The organism is Streptomyces parvulus, from assembly GCF_014648855.1.
GTDB lineage: Bacteria > Actinomycetota > Actinomycetes > Streptomycetales > Streptomycetaceae > Streptomyces > Streptomyces parvulus.
The window spans coordinates 177,914-197,691 of sequence record NZ_BMRX01000012.1 but is presented as its reverse complement, the minus strand read 5'-3'; the positions used below and the strand labels follow the sequence as shown (position 1 = coordinate 197,691).

Here is a 19,778-nt window from a genome sequence, read left to right as displayed (position 1 = left end):
CCCCTCCTCGTTCCCCCGGACGGGGGACGTGACCGGGGAAACACGGATCAGAACCGAGGTGTACGCCCATGGAGGCTCCGCCGGACAACGACGTGCTCTGGGCCCGCGCCCTGCACTTCCAGCACCAGGACGGCTCCCCCGCGCTTCAAGGCGTGTCGCTCGGCGTCCGCGAGGGCGAGATCCTCGCCGTGAGCGGCCCGCGCGGGAGCGGCAAGACCACGCTGCTGCGCTGCCTGTCCGGACTGGTCCGGCCGCAGGACGGCGAGGTGTGGTTCAACAGCGTGCCGGTGCACACCATGGGACCGCTCAGCCGCGAACGGCTGCGCCGCGACCGCTTCGGCTGGATCGACCCGACCCCCGTGCTGGTCCCGGAGCTGAACGCCTGGGAGAACGCCGCCCTCCCCCTCATGCTGCGCGGCACCGGCCGGCGCCGCGCCAAGACCGCCGCCCTGGAGTGGCTGGACCGCCTCGACGTCGGCGACAAGGCACGGCGGCGGCCACGCGACCTCCAGCAGTCCGAGCGCCAGCGCGTCTGCATCGCCCGCGCCCTCGCCGTCGCCCCCGCGGTCCTGTTCGCCGACGAGCCGACCGCGCCCCTGCACCGCGCCGACCGCGCCCAGGTGCTGCGCACGCTCACCACGGCGGCCCGCTCGCACGGCATCACCGTCGTCCTCGCGACGCACGAGGCGCAGACCGCCGGGCTGGCGGACCGCTCGGTGGCGCTGCTGGACGGCCGGCGCGTACGGACCGTCCATCTGCCCCCGCTCGCCGAGACCACGGTCGCCACGGGCGCCACCGGGGCCTCCGGAACGGAAGGCCGGGCAGCGTGCTCGCTCTCCGCCTGACCCGCGCCGCCCACCTCGCCGTCCACCTGCGCCGCCTGCTGGTCGCGGTGGCCTCGGCGGGCACGGGCTTCCTGCTGCTGTGCGCCCTCGGCCACGCGATGAGTCACCCGGACACCCCGGGCGCCTCCGCGCTCCGGCTCGCCTGGTGCGCGGCGCCACTGGCCGCGACCGTGTACCTCGCGGTCGCCGTGGCCCGCACCGATCCCGGCACCCGGCCCCGCTCGGGGCTGTCGGCGATCGGCCTCGGACCTGGCCGGCTGATGGCCGTCTCGGCCACGACGACCGCCCTCGCCGGCGCCCTCGGCTCGGTGGCGGCCCTGGGCCTCTACCTCCACCTGCGCGGCGACCTCGCGGGTCCGCCCGTCGACGGCCTCGCGGCGGGCGCGCTGGCCGTCGGCCAGTCCCTCCCCGCCCCGGCCACCCTGACCCTGCTGGCCCTGGTGCCGGCCGCGGCGTCGGCCGCGGTCGCCTGGAACCTGCGCCCCCGCGAGCCGCGCCGCGCCCGGACCAACGACGTCCGCGGCTACGGCCGCTTCGGCGCGTACGGCTGGGGCAAGGCCCGGGAGACCTTCGGCACCTACGGCCGCTTCGGCGCCCGCTGGACGTCGTCCACGCCGTCCTCCGCGGAGGCGGGGTCCGCCGGGCCCTCCGACCTTCCCCACGGCGGGGCCGCCCTCCTGACCCGCGCCGGTGAGGGCGACGACGCGACGGCCCCGGACGGCAGCCCGCCCGCCCAGGACGCCGCCCCCGCGCTCCCGGCGCCCCGCCCGGCGAACACCACCGTCCTGCCCTGGGGCATCGCCGTGCTCGCCGCCGGTCTCACCGTCGAGACGTACACCGGGCAGCCGGCCACCGCCCCGGACACCACGCCCTCCGCCGGCGTCCTGATCGGCTGGGCGCTCACCGCGCTGGGCCTCGCCCTCGCCGGACCCGGCCTCACGCACCTGTGCGGGCGCCTCCTCCAGGCCGCCCGCCCCGGCGCCCTCAGGCTGCTGGCCGGGCGCGTCCTCATGGACGAGGCGCACCGCATCGGCCGTCCCCTCGGCGTCCTCTGCGCCGTGGCCGCCGCGGGCTACGTGGCCGGCACGCTGTACGCCGCCGACGGCCCGGACTTCGGGCCGCTGAGCACCCTGGGCGCCGTCCTCGTGGCCGGCTGCACGGCGGCGACCCTCCTGACCGCCGCGGTGGAGGCCAAGCACGCCCGCGCCGACACCACGGACGCCCTGCTGCGGCTGGGCGCGCCGCCGGCGACCCTGCGCGGCGCCGCCGCGGTGCGCGCCCTCGCCCTGCTCGCCCTGTTCGGCCCGCTGACGCTGGCGGTCGCGGAACTGGCGGCGCTCCCCCTGTCCCGCTGACGCCCGCGTGTCGGCCCCGAAAAGATTCTCGAAGAGATCCGCGCGACGGCGATGAGTTCGGCGCCCGCCGTACGTCTAACCCTTCGAACGGCACCACAACGGCAGCGCACTTACGGGAGAGGCCCCCATGTACCAGCAGATGATCTTCGTGAACCTGGCCACCAACGACCTGGCCGCCTCCAAGAAGTTCTTCACGGGTCTGGGCTACGAGATCAACGCCCAGTTCAGCGACGACACCACCGCCTCGATCCCGCTGAGCGAGACGATCGTCGTGATGGTCCACACCCCGGAGAAGTACCGCCAGTTCACCAAGAAGGACATCGTGGACTCCGCGAAGTCCAGCGAGGTGCTCCTGGCGCTGAGCGCCGAGAGCCGCGAGAAGGTCGACGAGCTGGTGGAGAAGGCGGTCGCGGCCGGCGGTTCGGTCAGCGGCGAGACCCAGGACCACGGCTTCATGTACGGCCGCGCCTTCGACGACGTCGACGGCCACACCTTCGAGGTCGTCTGGATGGACCCGGCGGCGGTCCAGGGCTGAGCGCGCGCAGGGGGTCGAGGCGCCTGACGGCACGCTGAAACGTGTCGTCGGTTAATAAGACGGCAAAGTCAACGTCCGTAGCTGGCATATGCGTTGACACTGCTTATGCACCGCTTATAAACCAGTGAGGCTCATGGGTGTGCTGATGCCGCGTCATCGGGCGTCGGCACCCTGCCCACCCCCCGCATCTGCGCTCCCCGTAAAGGACAAACGTGGCAGTCCTGTCCATAATCAGCCGTACGGCATCACGCCGTAGCGTTCGCGCCCTCGGCGTCGTCGCCGCCTCGGCGGCGCTGGCCGTCGGCGCCGCCGGCAACGCCCTCGCCTGCAACATCGGCGAGTTCTCCGCCGCCGCCAAGTGCGAAGGCGACAAGGGCGTCATCACCGTCACCGACGTGGACCCCGCCGGCGTTCCCGCCGTCGTCACCGTCTACCTGCAGAACAACGGTGCCGACGCCGAGAAGATCGGTGAGCAGACGGTCAAGGGCTCGCGCGAGGGCAACACCATCACCTTCGCCGCGGACTGGAAGCCGAACGCCGAGTACCGCATCCACGTCAAGGCCGACCCCTACGTCGACGAGGACATCAAGCCCAACCTCACGACCCCGTCGACCCCCTGCAAGACCGAGGACACTCCGAGCCCGAGCCCGTCGGAGAGCTCCTCCACCCCGTCCGACGAGACGGAGAGCCCGGCCCCCGAGCCGTCCACCTCGGCGCCCGCGCCGACGGAGGAGGAGAGCACCGCTCCGGCGGCCGCGCCCAGCAACGCCCCGTCCCCGGCGGCCGGTGACTCCAACCTCGCCGAGACCGGTGCGAACTCCAACACCGGCATGATCGCCGGCATCGCGGCGGCCCTGGTCGTCGTCGGTGGCGGTGCCGTCTTCTTCGGCCTGCGCCGTCGCGGAGCGAACAGCACCCGCTGACGCCCGCACACAGCCGCACAGCGGCGGTGGCCCGTCCCCGGTGAGGGGGCGGGCCACCGTCGTGTGCGGCGGCGCCGTGAGCCGCCGGAGACGCGTCCTGCCCGGCGGCTCACGGCGCCGCCGACGGCGCTCAGCCCAGTACGACGACCTCCGCCGCGTCGAACTCCACCCCGACCGTCTCGCCCGCCTCCGGCGCCGCCCGCAGCGCGCAGGCCGCCTCCAGCGAAGGCGCGTCCTCCGGCTGCAGGCGCACGGCGACGTGCGTGCCCCGGAACGTGCGGGCCGCGACCGCGCACCGCAGCCCGGCGTCGGCGGCGACGATCCGGACCCCGGACGGCCGCACCAGCACCGTCCGCGCCCCCTGGAGGGCGTCCTCGGGAACCGGGACCTTGCCCCACGGCGTGGCCGCGAACTGCCCGGAGACGGTCGCCTCCACCACGTTGTCGAAACCGAGGAAACGGGCCACGAAGGCGTCGGCCGGCCGCTGCCACACCTCGAGCGGCGTCCCCGACTGGGCGATCCGCCCGTCCCGCATCACCACGACCCGGTCGGCCAGCGCGAACGCCTCGCCCTGGTCGTGCGTCACGGCGAGCACCGTGGTGCCCAACCGGCCGAACAGCTCCCGCAGTTCGACGACGAGGCGTTCGCGCAGGGAGCGATCGAGCTGGCCGAGCGGCTCGTCCAGCATCATCAGCCGGGGCCGGGGCGCGAGCGCCCGCGCGAGAGCCACCCGCTGCTGCTCGCCGCCGGAGAGCGCGGCGACCGACCGCCGTCCGGCGCCCGGCAGTCCGACCAGCTCCAGCAACTCCTGCACCCGGTCGCGCTGTTCGGCGCGGGACGCGCCGCGCATCCGGGGGCCGAAGGCGATGTTTCCGGCCACGTCCCGCTGCGGGAACAGCTGATGGTCCTGGAACATCAGCCCCACCTCGCGCCGGTGCGCCGGCACGCCGGATTGGTCCCGCCCGTCGAGCCGCACCCGGCCGGCGTCCAGCGGCTGGAGCCCGGCGACGGCCCGCAGCAGTGTCGACTTGCCGCTGCCGCTGGGCCCGAGCACGGACACGACCTCGTGCTCGGCGACCTCCAGGCCGACGGCGTCCAGCACGGCCCGGCCGCCGAAGCGTACGGTCGCGCCCTCAAGGCTCAGCAGCATCCCTGGATCACCCGCACGTCTCGGCGCATCTCTAGAACTCCCCGCTCCGGTCGGTGCGCAGCCGCTCCAGCACCACGAGTGCCACGGCGCACACCAGCATCAGAATCGTCGAAAGGGCCATGGCCTGGCCGTAGTTCATGTCGCCCGGCCTGCCCAGCAGCCGCGCCACGGCGACCGGCAGGGTCGGGTTGTCGGGCCGCGCGATGAAGACGGTCGCGCCGAACTCCCCCAGGGACACGGCGAAGGCGAACCCGGCCGCGACCAGCAGCGCCCGCCGCACCATCGGCAGGTCCACCTCGCGCCACACCCGCCAGGGCGACGCCCCGAGCACCGCCGCCGCCTCCCGCAGCCGCCCGTCCACCGCACGCAGCACGGGCAGCATGGTCCGTACGACGAAGGGGACGCCGACCAGCGCCTGGGCGAGCGGCACCAGGATCCAGGAGGCGCGCAGGTCCAGCGGCGGCTCGTCCAGCGCGATCAGGAAGCCGAAGCCGACCGTCACGGCGGACACCCCGAGCGGCAGCATCAGCAGCGCGTCGAACCCGCGCACGAAGCGGCCCGCGTCGCGCCGGGTGAGCGCGGCCGCCGCCAGAGCGCCTATCACCACGGCGATCGCGGTGGCGGCGAGGGCGTACTGGAGGGAGTTGCCGATCGCCTCGATCGGCGGGACCAGGAAGGCGCCGCCGTCCGCCTCGGTCAGCGCCCGGTAGTAGCCGAAGCCGGGCGCGCCGAGGGACCGCTGGACCAGCACGGCGAGCGGCAGCACCACGAGCAGCGCGACGGTCGCGAGCACCCCCGCGAGCAGCGCCCACTGGCCGGCGCCCCGGGGGCGGCGCGCGGTGGTGGCGGCGTCCACCAGCCGCAGCGCGCTCTCGCGGCGCCGCACCGTCCAGGCGTGCACGGCGAGGACCGCGACGACGGCGGCGAACTGGATCAGGGTCAGCACGGCCGCCGTGGACAGGTCGAAGACCTGCGAGGTCTGGCGGTAGATCTCCACCTCCAGGGTGGAGAAGGCCGGACCGCCGAGGATCTGCACGACACCGAAGGAGGTGAAGGTGAACAGGAACACCATCAGCGCGGCGGCCGCCACCGCGGGCGCGAGGGCGGGCAGCGTCACCTGCCGCCAGGCCCGCGCCCGGGAGGCGCCGAGCATCCGCGCGGCCTCCTCCTGCCGGGGATCGAGCTGCGCCCACAGGCCGCCGACGGTGCGCACCACGACGGCGTAGTTGAAGAAGACGTGCGCCAGCAGGATCGCCCACACGGTGGTGTCCAGGCGTACGCCCCACAGCTCGTCGAGCAGCCCGCCGCGCCCGACCAGGGCCAGGAACGCCGTGCCGACCACGACCGTGGGCAGCACGAACGGCACGGTCACGACCGCCCGCAGCACCTGCTTGCCCGGGAAGTCGAAGCGGGCGAAGACGTAGGCGCCGGGCAGGGCGACCAGCAGGGTCAGCGCGGTCGACGCCAGCGCCTGCCAGGTCGTGAACCACAGCACGTGCCGCACGTCGGACTGGGCGAGCACGTCCCCGATCCGGCCGAACCGCCAGACCCCGTCGACCTCCAGGCCGCGCGCGACGATGGCGGCGACGGGGTAGGCGAAGAACACCGCGAAGAACGCGACCGGCCCGGCCATCAGGGCGAGCCGCGCCACGCTCCCGCGGAGGTTCCGGGCCCTGCGGCCCGCCTTGCCTACTTCAGTACGAGCGAGGTCCACGACTTGACCCACTGGTCGCGATTGTCGGCGATCTTCGCCGGGTCCATGGTCCCCGGGTCCTTCGCCTGCGGTCCGTACTTCACGAACGCCTCGGGGATCCGCGCGCCCTCCCGCACCGGGTACACGAACATGTTCAGCGGCATGTCGTTCTGGAACCGCTCGCCGATCAGGAAGTCCAGCAGCGCCTTGCCGCCCTTCGCGTTCCGGGCGTTGTCGAGCAGTCCCGCGTACTCGACCTGCCGGAAGCAGGTGCCGTCGGCGACGCCCGTGGGCGCGGTGGACGGCTGGGGGTCGGCGTAGATCACCTCGGCGGGCGGGGAGGAGGCGTAGGAGACGACGAGCGGGCGGTCGCCCTTGGCCTTCTTGCCGCCGGACGAGCCGGAGAACTCCTCGTTGTAGGCCTGCTCCCAGCTGTCGACGACCTTGACGCCGTTCGCCTTGAGCTTCTTCCAGTAGCCCTCCCAGCCCCCGTCGCCGTACTGGGCGGCGGTGCCGAGCAGGAAGCCGAGGCCGGGCGAGGAGCTGCCCGCGTTCTCGGTGACGAGCAGGTCCTTGTACTCCGGCTTGACCAGGTCGTCGAGGGACTTGGGCGGGGTCAGACCGCGCTTGCTGAAGTACGCCTTGTCGTAGTTGACGCATACGTCGCCGGTGTCGACGGGCGTGACCCGGTGCTTGTCCCCGTCGGCCCGGTACTCGGGCAGGACCAGGTCGGAGCCCTTCGCCTCGTACGGCTGGAACAGCCCGTTGTCGAGGGCGCGGGAGAGCAGGGTGTTGTCGACGCCGAAGAAGACGTCGCCCTGCGGGTTGTCCTTGGTGAGGATGGCCTTGTTGACCGCCTGGCCGGCGTCGCCGTCCTCCAAGACCTTGACCTTGTAGCCGGACTCCTTCTCGAAGGCGGCGATGACGTCCTTCGAGGCGGCCCACGAGTCGTGGCTGACCAGCGTCACGGTCTTGGAGTCGCCGGAACCCGTCCCTTCGTCGGACGACGACCCGCACGCGGCCAGGCCGCCGGCCATGCCGAGGCCTAGGGCCAGGACGGTGACCTTCTTGGTGATGCCCACTGATTCCTCCTGGGTGACCAGGAGAAGACGCGGCCCCGCCCGCGACCCCTCGCGGGGCCTCGGGCAGGGCGCAACAGCTCGAGTGATGACCGATCTCCCTACCCAGAATGACCTGGGCCAGGTTCGGAGGGTCTGCGGCCGGTGCCGCACTCTCAGCGCTGTGGCGCTCCCCTGTCGGAATATGAAGATGTGTTTACTGTGGCGATGTACTGACGCCGGTCAGGTTACCGCTCGCTCGCGGCGAGCTGACCACACGCCCCGTCGATCTCCTGGCCACGGGTGTCCCGGATCGTCACGGGCACACCGTGCGCCGCGATCGCCTCCACGAACGCCTTCTCGTCCTCGGGCCGCGACGCGGTCCACTTCGAGCCGGGGGTGGGGTTGAGCGGGATGAGGTTGACGTGCACCGGCCGGCCCTTGAGCAGCCGCCCGAGCCGGTCACCGCGCCAGGCCTGGTCGTTGATGTCGCGGATCAGCGCGTACTCGATCGACAGCCGGCGCCCGGACTTCTCCGCGTACGCGAACCCGGCGTCCAGCACCTCGCGGACCTTCCACCGGGTGTTGACGGGCACGAGGGTGTCGCGCAGCTCGTCGTCCGGCGCGTGCAGCGAGATGGCGAGGCGGCACTTGAAGCCCTCGTCGGAGAAGCGGTTGATCGCCGGGACGAGACCGACCGTGGAGACGGTGATGCCGCGCTGGGAGAGCCCCAGCCCGTCCGGCTCGGGGTCGGTGAGCCGGCGGATGGAGCCGACGACCCGGTTGTAGTTGGCCAGGGGCTCGCCCATGCCCATGAACACGATGTTGCTGAGCCGGGCCGGACCGCCCGGCACCTCGCCGTCCCGGAGCGCCCGCATGCCGTCCACGATCTGGTGGACGATCTCCGCGGTCGACAGGTTCCGGTCGAGACCGGCCTGTCCGGTGGCGCAGAACGGGCAGTTCATGCCGCAGCCGGCCTGCGAGCTGATGCACATGGTGACCCGGTCCGGGTACCGCATGAGCACCGACTCGACGAGCGTCCCGTCGAACAGCTTCCACAGCGTCTTGCGGGTGGTCCCCTGGTCGGTGGACAGATGCCGGACGACGGTCATCAGCTCGGGCAGCAGCGCCTCCCGGAGCCCCTCGCGGGAACCGGCGGGGATGTCGGTCCACTGCTCGGGGTCGTGCGCGTACCGGGCGAAGTAGTGCTGCGACAGCTGCTTCGCACGAAAGGCCTTCTCGCCGACGGCGACGACGGCCTCCTTACGCTCGGCGGGCGTGAGATCGGCAAGGTGCCGCGGCGGCTTCTTGGCTCCGCGGGGGGCGACGAATGTGAGTTCTCCGGGCTTAGGCATGGCTGTACCAGTGTCGCAGACATACGAGGAGAGACCCGCCGCCCTGTGGACAACAGGTCTCTCCTCGAAGAACGTGCAGGTGAGCGCAGTGGTGAAGGCGCTCCCCGGGCTCGAGCCGACCGGATCAGCCGGACCCCACGAAGATCACCAGCAGCAGCCACACCACCGGTGCCGTCGGCAGGAGGGAGTCCAGGCGGTCCATGATGCCGCCGTGGCCGGGCAGGAGGGTGCCCATGTCCTTGATGCCGAGATCCCGCTTGATCATGGACTCGCCGAGGTCGCCCAGCGTCGCGCTGACGGCGACCGCGAGGCCGATCAGCAGGCCCTGCCACCAGGCGCCGTCGTCGATCAGGAACTGCATGCACAGCGCGCCGGCCGCCATCGTGAACCCCACCGCTCCCAGCAGGCCCTCGCGGGTCTTGCCGGGGCTGATGCGCGGGGCGAGCTTGGTCCGGCCGAAGCGCCAGCCGACGGCGTAGGCACCGGTGTCGCTGACGACCGTGAGCAGCAGGAAGGTCAGCACGCGCTTCGCGCCGTCGTCCGCCATCAGCATCATCGTGACGAACGTGGCCAGGAACGGCACGTAGAACGCCGCGAAGAGCCCCGCCGTGACGTCCTTGAGGTAACCCTCGGGAGGCTCGGTCATGCGCCACACGAGCACCGCCAGCGCCGTGAGCGCCATGGTGACCCACGCGCCCTCGGCGCCCCGCGCGTATCCGGCGACCACCATCGCCGCGCCGCCGATCGCCAGCGGTACGAGCGGTGCCTTGATGCCCTTGCGCTCGTCCAGCCGCTTGGTCAGTTCCCACAGGCCCACGACGACGGCGACCGCGACGACGCCGACGAAGACGGCCTTGACGACGAACAGCGACACGATGATGACCGCGCCGAGCCCGACGCCGACCCCTATCGCCGCACCCAGGTCGCGCCCCGCGGTCTTCTTCGGAGGCGGCGGCTGGGACTGCGCCGGCTGCGAGACGTCGGGCATGGGCTCCGGATTCTGCGGCACCGCCGCATACGGCTGCGCCGGCGGGGTCTGGAACAGGGGACCGCTCACCCGAGCGGCCCCCCGGTCGTCGTCCTGGTCACCGCCGTGTTCGGGTACGTCGGGCACGATGGGCATGGGGCGAGTCTGCTGCGCGTACTGCGCATCGTATGCGGGACCCGCCGGGGCGGCGCCCTGGACGGGTCCCCCGTCGGACGGCCCCCAGTACCCGGCTTGTGGCGGCGCTCCCCAGGAAGAGTCGTTCATCAGACCTCGAGCAGCTCCGCTTCCTTGTGCTTGAGGAGCTCGTCCACCTGGGCGACGTACTTCGTCGTGGTGTCGTCGAGCTCCTTCTCCGCACGGCGGCCCTCGTCCTCGCCGACCTCGCCGTCCTTGATCAGCTTGTCGATGGCGTCCTTGGCCTTGCGGCGCACGGAGCGGATGGACACCTTGGCGTCCTCGCCCTTGGCCTTGGCGACCTTGATGTAGTCGCGGCGGCGCTCCTCGGTCAGCTCGGGGAACACCACTCGGATGATGTTGCCGTCGTTGCTCGGGTTGACGCCCAGGTCGGAGTCGCGGATCGCCTGTTCGATGTTGCGCAGGGCGCTCTTGTCGAAGGGCGTCACCACGGCCATGCGCGGCTCGGGCACGGAGAACGAGGCCAGCTGGTTGATCGGCGTCAGCGCGCCGTAGTAGTCGGCCACGATCTTGTTGAACATCGCCGGGTGCGCACGGCCGGTGCGGATCGCGGCGAAGTCCTCCTTGGCGACCACGACGGCCTTCTCCATCTTCTCCTCGGCCTCGAGGAGGGTCTCTTCGATCACCACTTGCTCCTGCGTGTCTTGAGTAGGCCCGGCTGCGTTCCCCGTCGGGGCTGCGGCCGGCTGCGTCGCGTTCTTCCTGCACGGTTCCCGACCGGCGGACCATTGTCCATCCCCCGGCCCGGTCCCGTCCCGTCCGTCCCCCGGACAGGTGGCGTCCGCGGACGGGGGGTGTTCTCCGGTCAGTCCCGGGTGCCTTGGTCACCCACAAGCGTGCCGATCTTCTCACCCTTGACGGCGCGGGCGATATTGCCCTCCTTCAGCAGCTCGAAGACCACGATCGGGAGGCTGTTGTCGCGGCAGAGCGTGACGGCCGTGGCGTCGGCGACCTTCAGGTCGCGGGTGATGACCTCGCCGTACCCGAGCGCGTCGAACTTCACGGCGTCCGGGTTGGTCTTCGGGTCGGAGTCGTAGACCCCGTCCACGCCGTTCTTGCCCATGAGCAGCGCCTCGGCGTCGATCTCCAGGGCGCGCTGGGCGGCGGTGGTGTCGGTGGAGAAGTAGGGCATGCCCATCCCGGCACCGAAGATGACCACGCGGCCCTTCTCCAGGTGGCGCACGGCGCGCAGCGGGATGTACGGCTCGGCGACCTGGCCCATGGTGATGGCGGTCTGCACGCGGCAGTCGACGCCCTCCTTCTCCAGGAAGTCCTGGAGGGCCAGGCAGTTCATCACGGTGCCGAGCATGCCCATGTAGTCGGAGCGGGCGCGGTCCATGCCGCGCACCTGGAGTTCGGCGCCGCGGAAGAAGTTGCCGCCGCCGATGACGACGGCGATCTCGGCGCCGTCCCGCACGACGGCCGCGATCTCGCGGGCGATGGCGTGTACCACGTCGGGGTCGACGCCCAGGCCGCCACCGCCGGAGAAGGCCTCTCCGGACAGCTTCAGCATGAAGCGGCCGCGTACTTTGCCGTCGTCGCTCTTCTCGGCCTTGGTGGTCATGGAGATCTCGCCTCTTTTACGTGGGTCACACACACGAAGAAGGCCACTGCCGGTGGGGGCGTGTTTCGCATCCCATACGCGGCAATGGCCTCCTCGTCAGATCTGCTGTCGTCCGCCGCCACGCGCGCGTGCGCCACGGCCTGCGCGAACGACGCCGACGACTGCTGTCGACCCTACCGGGGTCGAGCGTCCGTCGCGGTACGGACTCAGATGCCGACCTTGATGCGCGAGAAGCGCTTCAGGGTGACACCGGCCTCGTCCAGCACCTTCTGGACGGACTTCTTGTTGTCCAGGGCGTAGGGCTGGCCCAGCAGGGTCGCGTCCTTGAAGAAGCCGTTGAGGCGACCCTCGACGATCTTCGGCAGCGCGGCCTCGGGCTTGCCCTCGGCGCGGGTGGTCTCCTCGGCGACGCGGCGCTCGGACTCGACGACCTCGGCCGGGACGTCCTCCTTGGAGAGGTACTTCGGCGCGAAGGCGGCGATGTGCTGGGCGACGCCCTTGGCGATCGCAGCGGCCTCGTCGGTCTGCTTGTCCAGCTCGACGAGGACACCGATCTGCGGGGGCAGGTCGGGCATCGTGCGGTGCATGTACGCGGTCACGAAGCCGCCGGAGAACTGCGCGAAGCGGTCCAGGACGATCTTCTCGCCGAGGTTGGCGTTGGCCTCGTCCACATACGCCTGGACGGTCTTGCCGGCCTCGATCTCGGAGGCGAGCAGGGCCTCCAGGTCCGCCGGGGCGGCCTTGGCGATGTGCTCGGCGATGGCCTTGGCGACGTTCTGGAACTTGTCACCCTTGGCGACGAAGTCCGTCTCGCACTTCAGCTCGACCAGGACACCGGAGGTGTTGTCGTCGGCGATGATCGAGACGACGGCACCGTTCTCGGCGGAGCGGCCCTCGCGCTTGGCGACGCCCTTCTGGCCCTTGATGCGGAGCGCCTCGACGGCCTTCTCGACGTTGCCCTCGGCCTCGTCCAGCGCCTTCTTGCAGTCCATCATGCCGGCGCCGGTGAGCTCACGAAGCTTCTTGACGTCGGCGGCGGTGTAGTTCGCCATGATTCAGGAATCTCTCTCGAAGTCCGAAGATCTACGGGCCGGACGGCGGGGGCTTCGTGGGCCCCCGCCGTCCAGAACCCGAAGGTGGTGAGGGGTCAGGCCTGCTCGGCGTCCGCGGCCGGGGCCTCGGCGGGCTTGTCGGCGTCGGCGTCGGCGGCCACCTCGGTGGCGGCCTCCTCGACGGCCTCGGAGACCTTGGCGTCGGGGGCGGGCGCCTCGGCGGCGGCCTCGACGGCCTCGTCCTTCTTCTCGCCCTCGAGCAGGTCGCGCTCCCACTCGGCGAGCGGCTCGCCGGCGGCCTTCTCACCCTTGGCACCGGCGTTGACGCCGGAACGGGCGATGAGGCCCTCGGCGACGGCGTCGGCGATCACGCGGGTGAGCAGGGTGACGGAGCGGATCGCGTCGTCGTTGCCCGGGATCTTGTAGTCGACCTCGTCGGGGTCGCAGTTGGTGTCGAGGATGGCGACGACCGGGATGTTGAGCTTCCGGGCCTCACCGACCGCGATGTGCTCCTTCTTGGTGTCCACGATCCAGACGGCGCTGGGCACCTTGGACATCTCGCGGATACCGCCGAGGGTCTTCTCCAGCTTGGCCTTCTCGCGGGAGAGGACGAGCAGCTCCTTCTTGGTGAGGCCGGAGGCGGCCACGTCCTCGAAGTCGATCTGCTCGAGCTCCTTCAGGCGCTGCAGGCGCTTGTAGACGGTCGAGAAGTTGGTGAGCATGCCGCCCAGCCAGCGCTGGTTCACGTAGGGCATGCCGACGCGGGTCGCCTGCTCGGCGATGGCCTCCTGCGCCTGCTTCTTCGTGCCGACGAACATGACCGTGCCGCCGTGGGCGACGGTCTCCTTGACGAACTCGTAGGCGCGGTCGATGTACGACAGCGACTGGAGCAGGTCGATGATGTAGATGCCGTTGCGCTCGGTGAAGATGAAGCGCTTCATCTTCGGGTTCCAGCGACGGGTCTGGTGACCGAAGTGGACGCCGCTTTCCAGCAGCTCCCGCATCGTGACGACGGCCATGGCCGTTCTCCTTGATTTTCTCGGTTGTGCCGCGCCGACCGGACGGCCTGCGCGCCTGACGCCCGCTGTGCGCCGTGCCGCAAGGGACCGAGGGGCGCTGACACGGGCCTGCGAAGGCCTCGTGTCGGGGCGTGCGAAGTCGACCCGGTGACCCGGATCGCCACCAGAAGTGTACGGGACCCGCGGGGTACCGGGTGACGCGGCTGTCCACAACCGGGCGGCGGTCCACAGGCACGCACGGAGTCCGCCGCCGTGCGGGACGGTTCTCGCATGCGAGCGAGGCGATGGGTGAGTGTCTGTACGTGGGTGGTGCTGCTGTCGGCCGTCCTGGCCCCGGCACCGTCCGGCGCCGCGCGGTCCGTGCCCGTGGTGGCGTCGGTGGCCGTGGGACGGGGTCCGGATCCGACGGTGCCGGCCGTGGCCAGGTGGTGGCCGGTGGGCACCCGGCCGGCGGTCCGGCGGGGGTGGGAACCCCCGGCCCATGCCTACGGCCCCGGTCACCGGGGTGTGGACCTCGCCGCGGCCGACGGGGCTCCCGTGCGGGCGGTGGCGGCGGGGCGGGTGTCCTTCGCGGGGCGGGTGGCGGGCCGGGGCGTCGTCTCGGTCGAGCTCGCGGACACGGGTGATCCGCCCCTGCGCACCACGTACGAGCCGGTCGCGGCCTCGGTCTCCGAGGGCGACGAGGTGGCGGCGGGCGACGTGCTGGGCGCGGTCGCGCCGGCGGCCTCGCACTGCGCGTCCTGCCTGCACTGGGGCCTGCGGCGGGGCGAGGTCTATCTGGACCCGCTCTCCCTGCTCCCGCCCTGGCTGCTGGACTCCGGGCCGTCGCGACTGCTGCCGGTCCTGGGGGTGCCGCTGCCCGCCGAGCACCCCGGCGTCCTGCCGGGAGAGCAGTCGTGGATCAGCCGCGGACTCCCCGCAATGCCGGGAGAGCAGCCGTAGGTCAGCCGCGGACTCCCCGCAGCGCCATGGAGACCGCCGCCTCGGTGACGGCCCCGGGCTCCTCCGCGGCGCCCAGCTCGATCCGCCGCACGGCCGCGTCCACGACCCCCTGCAGCAGCATCGCGGCGAGCCTCGGCTGCCCGTGCCCCATCTCCCCGAGCGCCTCGACGATCATGGCGATGAGTCCGCCGTGCGCCGCCCGGATCTTCTCCCTGGCGCCGTCGTCCAGTTCGCCGGCGGAGATGGCCACGACGGCCCGGTGCCGTCGGTCCCCGACCAGGTCGAGCTGCTTGCGGACGTAGGCCTCGACCTTGGCCTCGGGCGCCGTCTCGCGCTCCATGGCCGCCTCCACCTCGGCCGCCCAGACCGGGAAGTCGACGGCGCACAGCTCCTCGACGACGGCCGCACGCGACCGGAAGTACTCGTAGACCGACGACCGGGCCAGGCCCGTCCGTTCGGCGAGGGCGGGGAAGGTCAGCGCCTCCGTCCCGCCGTCGGACAGCAGGGAGCGTGCCGCGTCCAGCAGGGCGGCACGCTGCATCGACCGGTGCTCGGCCACGGAGGCCGCTCGAATCCTTGGCACGCCCCCACTTTACGGACGCGGCCCCCCGCGCGGGAGTCGGCCACCCGGCCCGGAGCCCGCCGAGCGGGGCGGCATCGGGGACCACGGAGGCCCGTAGGGCCAGGTCAGCGGCCGAATCCCGCCAGCTTGGCGCGCAGCTGCAGCACCGACTTCGTGTGGATCTGGCTGACCCGGCTCTCGGTCACGCCCAGCACGTTGCCGATCTCGGCGAGGGTGAGGCCTTCGTAGTAGTAGAGCGTGACGACGGTCTTCTCCCGGTCGGGAAGGGTGTTGATCGCCCGGGCCAGCAGCCGGCGCAGTTCGCGGTCCTCGGCGACCTCCACCGGGTTGTCGGCGGCGGTGTCCTCCAGGGTGTCCATGAGGCTGAGCCGGTCGCCGCCCTCGCCGCCCGCGTGCAGCAGCTCCTCCAGGGCGACCACGTTGGCCAGCGACAACTGGCTGAACACCGCGTGCAGGTCCTCGACCGCGATCCCCATCTCGGCGGCCACCTCGCCCTCGGAGGGGGTGCGGCGCAGGCGCGCCTCCAGGGTGGCGTAGGCGCGCTCGACGTTGCGCGCCTTCTGGCGCACGGAGCGGGGGATCCAGTCCAGCGCCCGCAGTTCGTCGATCATCGCGCCGCGGATGCGGGTGATCGCGTACGTCTCGAACTTGATCTCGCGGTCGACGTCGAACTTCTCGATGGCGTCGATCAGCCCGAACACCCCGGAGGAGACGAAGTCGGCCTGTTCGACGTTGGGCGGCAGCCCCACGCTGACCCGGCCCGCCACGTACTTCACCAGGGGCGAGTAGTGCAGGATCAGCTGTTCCCGCAGCCGCTCGTCCCCCGTCGCCTTGTACGACCGCCACAGCTCGTCGAGCGTCGAGGGGGCGGACGGTCGCACGCTGCCGCCGTCGCGGGCGGCCGGGGGGACCGCCGCCCGGTCGGACCCGGAGGTGTGCTGGGGCATTCGTCGCCTTGTGCCGTTCTGCCGTGATCTGGTGCGCCTGAGGCCGCCGGTCCGGTGTCCGGATGGTCACCGGTGGCCGGCCGTCCTTGAATGGTCCTCGTGAGCGTAGCGTGACTGGACCGTCGCGTTGTGCGAAGGAGTGGGTCGCCACCGTGCGCAGATACGTTCCGCTGAACGCTCTACAGGGGGGACGATGATCGCTCTGCGTCATCACTCGAATACCTCAACTGCCCGATTTCCCACGGGCGTCGGGGTTCCCCCGGACGGCCGAACACGGTGCGTCAACAGGGGCCGCGGCCACCGCGGACCGAGATCATCGCCTGGCGTGTCAACTTCCAGCCGTCGCCGTGTCGTTCGACGTAACCAAGTGCTCGAAGCTCGTACAGTCTCGCGATCGCGTCGTCCCCGGTGGTCTGCGCCCGGCGTGCCGCCTCGGTGGCCGTGACCGTGCCCCGGGCGGGCAGGGCGGCCAGCACGTGACGGGTCCGGGACTCCAGGAGGTCGGTGGGCAGGACCGGTCCGCGCCGCTCCGGGGACAGCTCCCCCATGTCCCCGACCAGTTCGACGACTTCGGCGGCGTCACCGACGAGCACGGCGTCGCCGCGCAGCAGTTCGTGGACGCCGGCGGAGAGCGCGCTGGTGGCCGGCCCCGGCACGCCCATGGTGTGCCGGCCCAGGCGCTGCGCGGCGCGGGCGGTGACCAGGGAACCGCTGCGATATGCGGCCTCGACGACGACGGTGCCCCGGGTCAGCGCGGCGATCACGCGGTTGCGCAGGATGAACCTGCTCGGTGTCGGATGATCACCGGGTGGCAGTTCGCCGACGACCAGCCCCTGCTCGGCGATCCTGTTGATCAGGCCGGTGTGCCCGGGCGGGTAGGGCCGGTCGACGCCGCAGGCGAGGACGGCGGCGGTGGCTCCCCCGGCCCCGAGGGCGCCCCGGTGGGCGGCGCCGTCGACCCCGTAGGCGCCGCCGGACACCACGACCCAGCCCCGCTCGGCGAGGCCGGCGGCGAGGGTGGTCGCCATGTGGGCCCCGTACTCGGTGCAGGCCCGGGCGCCGACCACGGCCACCGAGCGCAGCGCCCACATGCGCAGGCTCGGCCCGCCGCGCACCCAGAGCCCGAGCGGCCTCGCGTCCCCGAGGTCGTCGAGCTGGCCCGGCCACTCGGCGGTGCCCGGGGCCACGAACCGCACTCCGGCGGCACGGGCGACGGCCAGGTCCCGGCGGGGGTCGGCGACGGCCGCCCGGGCGCACAGCCCCGCCCAGCGTTTCGCGCTCACCCCCGGCAGGGCACGAGCGCCCTCGCGCAGCCGCCGCACCACCTCCGCGGCCCCGCGCTCACGCACCCACCGCCCGCCGGTCTCGTCGCCGGGTTCGATGACACGGGTGAGGAAGACCAGGCCGAGCAGACCGGCGTCCTCGGGGTGCTCCCGGTCCGGTCCGGCAGGCGAGGTCTCCGGGTCCACCGAGGCGCCCGGCCCGTCCGCACCCGCTCCTGCGCCCGCGCCGTCCCGGCCCGTGCCCCCGCCGCCCGTCACCGCCTCGCGCCCGCTCACGTCAGTGCTCCCAGAGCCATCGGAACGCCTCGCGGCACGCCGGTGCGCAACTGGAGCGCCAGGGCGACGTCCCTCGCGTCGGGCCGGTCGCGGCCGACGAGGTCGGCGACGGTCCAGGCGACGCGGAGGACGCGGTCGAGGCCGCGTGCGGTGAGCACACCGCGTTCCAGGCTGCGCTCGGCCTCGTCCAGGGCGCCGGGTGCCGCGTGCCAACGGCTGCGCAGCTCGCGGCCCGGCACCTCGCTGTTGGACCGCCACGGCGTCCCGGTGAGCCGTGCGGTCGCCCGGGCCCGCGCGGCCGCCACCCGGTCGGCGACCGTCGCGGTGGCGTCACCGCGGGCCCCTCCCCCGGTGAGCTGGCCGCGGGTGACCCGGTCCACCTCGACGCGGAGGTCGACCCGGTCGAGCAGCGGTCCGGAGAGCCTGGCCTGGTACCGGCGGACCGCCGAGGGCGGACACTCGCACAGGTCCTCCCGCTGCGAGAAGCGGCCGCACGGGCACGGGTTGGCCGCGAGCACCATCAGGAACCGGGCCGGGAAGCGCACCACGCCCGCACTGCGCGCGATGACGACGTGCCCGGCCTCCAGCGGCTGCCGCAGGGCGTCCAGCACATGGCTGCCGAACTCGGGGGTCTCGTCCAAAAACAGGACCCCCCGGTGCGCCAGCGAGACCGCGCCGGGCCGCGCGATGCCGGGGCCGCCCCCGACGAGGGCCTGCATGGTGGCGGAGTGGTGCGGGGCGCAGTAGGGGGCCACGTCGATCAGCGGCTTGCCGGGCGGCAGCAGGCCCGCGACCGAGTGCACGGCCGTGACCTCCAGGGACTCCGGCCGGGTGAGCCGGGGCAGGATGGCGGGCAGCCGCTCGGCGAGCATGGTCTTACCGGCGCCGGGCGGTCCCTCCAGGAACAGGTGGTGGCCGCCGGCCGCGGCGACCTCCACCGCCGTGCGCGCCGACTCCTGGCCCACCACGTCGGCGAGATCGTGGCCCTGGTCGTGCTGGGCCGCGCCGGTGCTGTGCATGCCGGTGGCGGCGCCCGTGCCGGGCATGCGCAGGCCGGCCAGGAGCGGGTCGGGCCGGCCCGGCTGGTCCTGCTCCTCCTCCGGCACCGGTTCGTCGGCGAGGACGGCGATCAGCTGGCGCAGACTGCGCACGCCGAGCACCGACACCCCGGGCACCAGGGACGCCTCGGCCGCGGCGCACTCGGGCACGACCACCTGCTCGTAGCCCGCCTCCGCCGCGGCCAGGACCGCCGGCAGGATGCCGCGCACCGGCCGCACCCGACCGTCCAGGCCCAGCTCCCCGATCATGACGATGTCGGGCAGCACCCTCGGGTCGATCCGCTCCGCCGCACCGAGGACGGCCGCGGCGACGGCCAGGTCGAAGCCGCTGCCGCTCTTCGGCACCGACGCGGGGCTCAGTCCCACCGTCAGCTTCTTCTGCGGCCACTCGGCGCCCGAGTTCACCACCGCCGCCCGCACCCGGTCCCGGCTCTCGGTGAGGCTCTTGTCGGGGAGTCCCACCAGCGTGAAGGCGGCCACGCCCGGTTCGAGGTCGGCCTGGACCTCGACCACCACGCCCTCGACCCCGACGAGCGCCACGGAGCACGTGCGCGCGAAGCCCATCACGCCACCCCCCGGGCGTGCTCGACCACCGGGGCGCCGCGCTGCGGGAGGAGCACGCCGACGAGGTCGATGCGCACACCGCCGGGCGGGGCTCCGCCGTGGGTCTGGATCCAGCGCTCGGCGAGCCGCCGCAGCCGGTCCGCCTTCTCGGGGGTCACCGCGGCCATCGGATGCTCGAACGTGCCGCCCCTGCGGGTCTTGACCTCGCAGACGACCAGGACCTCCCCGTCCCGGGCCACGATGTCGATCTCACCGGTCCTGCCGCAGCGCCAGTTTCGCTCCAGGACCGTCATGCCGGCTCCGGTCAGCCTGCGGGCGGCGAGGGTCTCGCCGTACCTGCCCATCGCACCTCGTGCGTTCATGTCGGCACCACCTCCGGCGCCAACGATCACG

The 19,778-nt window shown here is 72.7% G+C and carries 19 protein-coding genes and 1 riboswitch; of the genes, 5 read left to right on the top strand and 14 right to left on the bottom strand.

The window, feature by feature from the left end:
• Positions 1 to 68: 68 nt before the first annotated feature.
• The 4 genes from IE108_RS24615 (at position 69) to IE108_RS24600 (ending at position 3,658) form a co-directional block, all read left to right on the top strand.
• Positions 69 to 845 carry an ABC transporter ATP-binding protein gene (locus IE108_RS24615; RefSeq protein ID WP_064730061.1) on the top strand — a complete coding sequence of 259 codons (777 nt, stop codon included), beginning with the start codon at positions 69 to 71 and terminating at the stop codon, positions 843 to 845.
• Positions 827 to 2,200 carry a hypothetical protein gene (locus tag IE108_RS24610; RefSeq protein ID WP_064730060.1) on the top strand — a complete coding sequence of 458 codons (1,374 nt, stop codon included), beginning with the start codon at positions 827 to 829 and terminating at the stop codon, positions 2,198 to 2,200. Before IE108_RS24615 ends, IE108_RS24610 begins: the two co-directional genes overlap by 19 nt.
• Before the next feature lie 127 nt (positions 2,201 to 2,327).
• Positions 2,328 to 2,735, top strand: coding sequence for a VOC family protein (locus tag IE108_RS24605; RefSeq protein WP_064730059.1), 408 nt, complete (start codon positions 2,328 to 2,330; stop codon positions 2,733 to 2,735).
• Positions 2,736 to 2,947: 212 nt separating this feature from the next.
• Entirely contained in the window at positions 2,948 to 3,658 is a 711-nt protein-coding gene (locus IE108_RS24600) for an LAETG motif-containing sortase-dependent surface protein (protein WP_064730058.1), read from the top strand.
• A gap of 130 nt (positions 3,659 to 3,788) precedes the next feature.
• Here IE108_RS24600 and IE108_RS24595 read toward each other — a convergent pair whose 3' ends face one another.
• The 9 genes from IE108_RS24595 to rpsB form a co-directional block, all read right to left on the bottom strand.
• A complete protein-coding gene (locus IE108_RS24595; RefSeq protein ID WP_064730057.1) occupies positions 3,789 to 4,808 on the bottom strand; it encodes an ABC transporter ATP-binding protein in 1,020 nt (339 codons plus the stop codon).
• 31 nt (positions 4,809 to 4,839) lie between these two features.
• Entirely contained in the window at positions 4,840 to 6,522 is a 1,683-nt protein-coding gene (locus IE108_RS24590) for an ABC transporter permease (protein WP_079163681.1), read from the bottom strand.
• On the bottom strand, positions 6,498 to 7,583 hold the full coding sequence (locus tag IE108_RS24585; RefSeq protein WP_064730056.1) for a thiamine ABC transporter substrate-binding protein: 1,086 nt from the start codon (positions 7,581 to 7,583) through the stop codon (positions 6,498 to 6,500). The genes IE108_RS24590 and IE108_RS24585 overlap by 25 nt, the downstream gene beginning before the upstream one ends.
• A 77-nt stretch (positions 7,584 to 7,660) precedes the next feature.
• Positions 7,661 to 7,766, bottom strand: a riboswitch (TPP riboswitch).
• A gap of 41 nt (positions 7,767 to 7,807) precedes the next feature.
• Positions 7,808 to 8,914 carry a dual-specificity RNA methyltransferase RlmN gene (gene rlmN / locus IE108_RS24580; RefSeq protein WP_064730055.1) on the bottom strand — a complete coding sequence of 369 codons (1,107 nt, stop codon included), beginning with the start codon at positions 8,912 to 8,914 and terminating at the stop codon, positions 7,808 to 7,810.
• 124 nt (positions 8,915 to 9,038) lie between these two features.
• The gene (locus IE108_RS24575; protein WP_064730054.1) at positions 9,039 to 10,166 is read right to left on the bottom strand and encodes a phosphatidate cytidylyltransferase; all 1,128 of its coding nucleotides are present in this window, start codon (positions 10,164 to 10,166) and stop codon (positions 9,039 to 9,041) included.
• The gene (frr, locus tag IE108_RS24570; protein ID WP_064731985.1) at positions 10,166 to 10,723 is read right to left on the bottom strand and encodes a ribosome recycling factor; all 558 of its coding nucleotides are present in this window, start codon (positions 10,721 to 10,723) and stop codon (positions 10,166 to 10,168) included. The genes IE108_RS24575 and frr overlap by 1 nt, the downstream gene beginning before the upstream one ends.
• A gap of 179 nt (positions 10,724 to 10,902) precedes the next feature.
• Positions 10,903 to 11,661, bottom strand: coding sequence for a UMP kinase (pyrH, locus tag IE108_RS24565; RefSeq protein WP_064730053.1), 759 nt, complete (start codon positions 11,659 to 11,661; stop codon positions 10,903 to 10,905).
• Between the two features lie 206 nt (positions 11,662 to 11,867).
• Positions 11,868 to 12,713 carry a translation elongation factor Ts gene (gene tsf, locus IE108_RS24560; RefSeq protein ID WP_064730052.1) on the bottom strand — a complete coding sequence of 282 codons (846 nt, stop codon included), beginning with the start codon at positions 12,711 to 12,713 and terminating at the stop codon, positions 11,868 to 11,870.
• A 95-nt stretch (positions 12,714 to 12,808) separates the two neighbouring features.
• Positions 12,809 to 13,732: a 30S ribosomal protein S2 gene (gene rpsB / locus IE108_RS24555; RefSeq protein ID WP_064730051.1), complete on the bottom strand. Its 924-nt coding sequence runs from the start codon at positions 13,730 to 13,732 to the stop codon at positions 12,809 to 12,811.
• A gap of 288 nt (positions 13,733 to 14,020) precedes the next feature.
• On the opposite strand from rpsB, the gene IE108_RS24550 reads away from it, so the two are divergent.
• On the top strand, positions 14,021 to 14,674 hold the full coding sequence (locus IE108_RS24550; RefSeq protein ID WP_373297041.1) for a murein hydrolase activator EnvC family protein: 654 nt from the start codon (positions 14,021 to 14,023) through the stop codon (positions 14,672 to 14,674).
• Position 14,675: 1 nt separating this feature from the next.
• Here IE108_RS24550 and IE108_RS24545 read toward each other — a convergent pair whose 3' ends face one another.
• The 5 genes from IE108_RS24545 to IE108_RS24525 all read right to left on the bottom strand — a co-directional run bounded on the left by IE108_RS24545 (position 14,676) and on the right by IE108_RS24525 (position 19,747).
• Positions 14,676 to 15,233 carry a TetR/AcrR family transcriptional regulator gene (locus tag IE108_RS24545; protein WP_064730050.1) on the bottom strand — a complete coding sequence of 186 codons (558 nt, stop codon included), beginning with the start codon at positions 15,231 to 15,233 and terminating at the stop codon, positions 14,676 to 14,678.
• Between the two features lie 128 nt (positions 15,234 to 15,361).
• Positions 15,362 to 16,204 carry an RNA polymerase sigma factor WhiG gene (whiG, locus tag IE108_RS24540; protein WP_064730049.1) on the bottom strand — a complete coding sequence of 281 codons (843 nt, stop codon included), beginning with the start codon at positions 16,202 to 16,204 and terminating at the stop codon, positions 15,362 to 15,364.
• 281 nt (positions 16,205 to 16,485) lie between these two features.
• Positions 16,486 to 17,673, bottom strand: a complete 1,188-nt coding sequence (gene dprA / locus IE108_RS24535; protein ID WP_064731983.1) for a DNA-processing protein DprA — start codon at positions 17,671 to 17,673, stop codon at positions 16,486 to 16,488.
• A gap of 86 nt (positions 17,674 to 17,759) precedes the next feature.
• Entirely contained in the window at positions 17,760 to 19,385 is a 1,626-nt protein-coding gene (locus tag IE108_RS24530; protein ID WP_064730048.1) for a YifB family Mg chelatase-like AAA ATPase, read from the bottom strand.
• On the bottom strand, positions 19,385 to 19,747 hold the full coding sequence (locus IE108_RS24525) for a YraN family protein (protein ID WP_064730047.1): 363 nt from the start codon (positions 19,745 to 19,747) through the stop codon (positions 19,385 to 19,387). Before IE108_RS24525 ends, IE108_RS24530 begins: the two co-directional genes overlap by 1 nt.
• Positions 19,748 to 19,778: the final 31 nt, after the last annotated feature.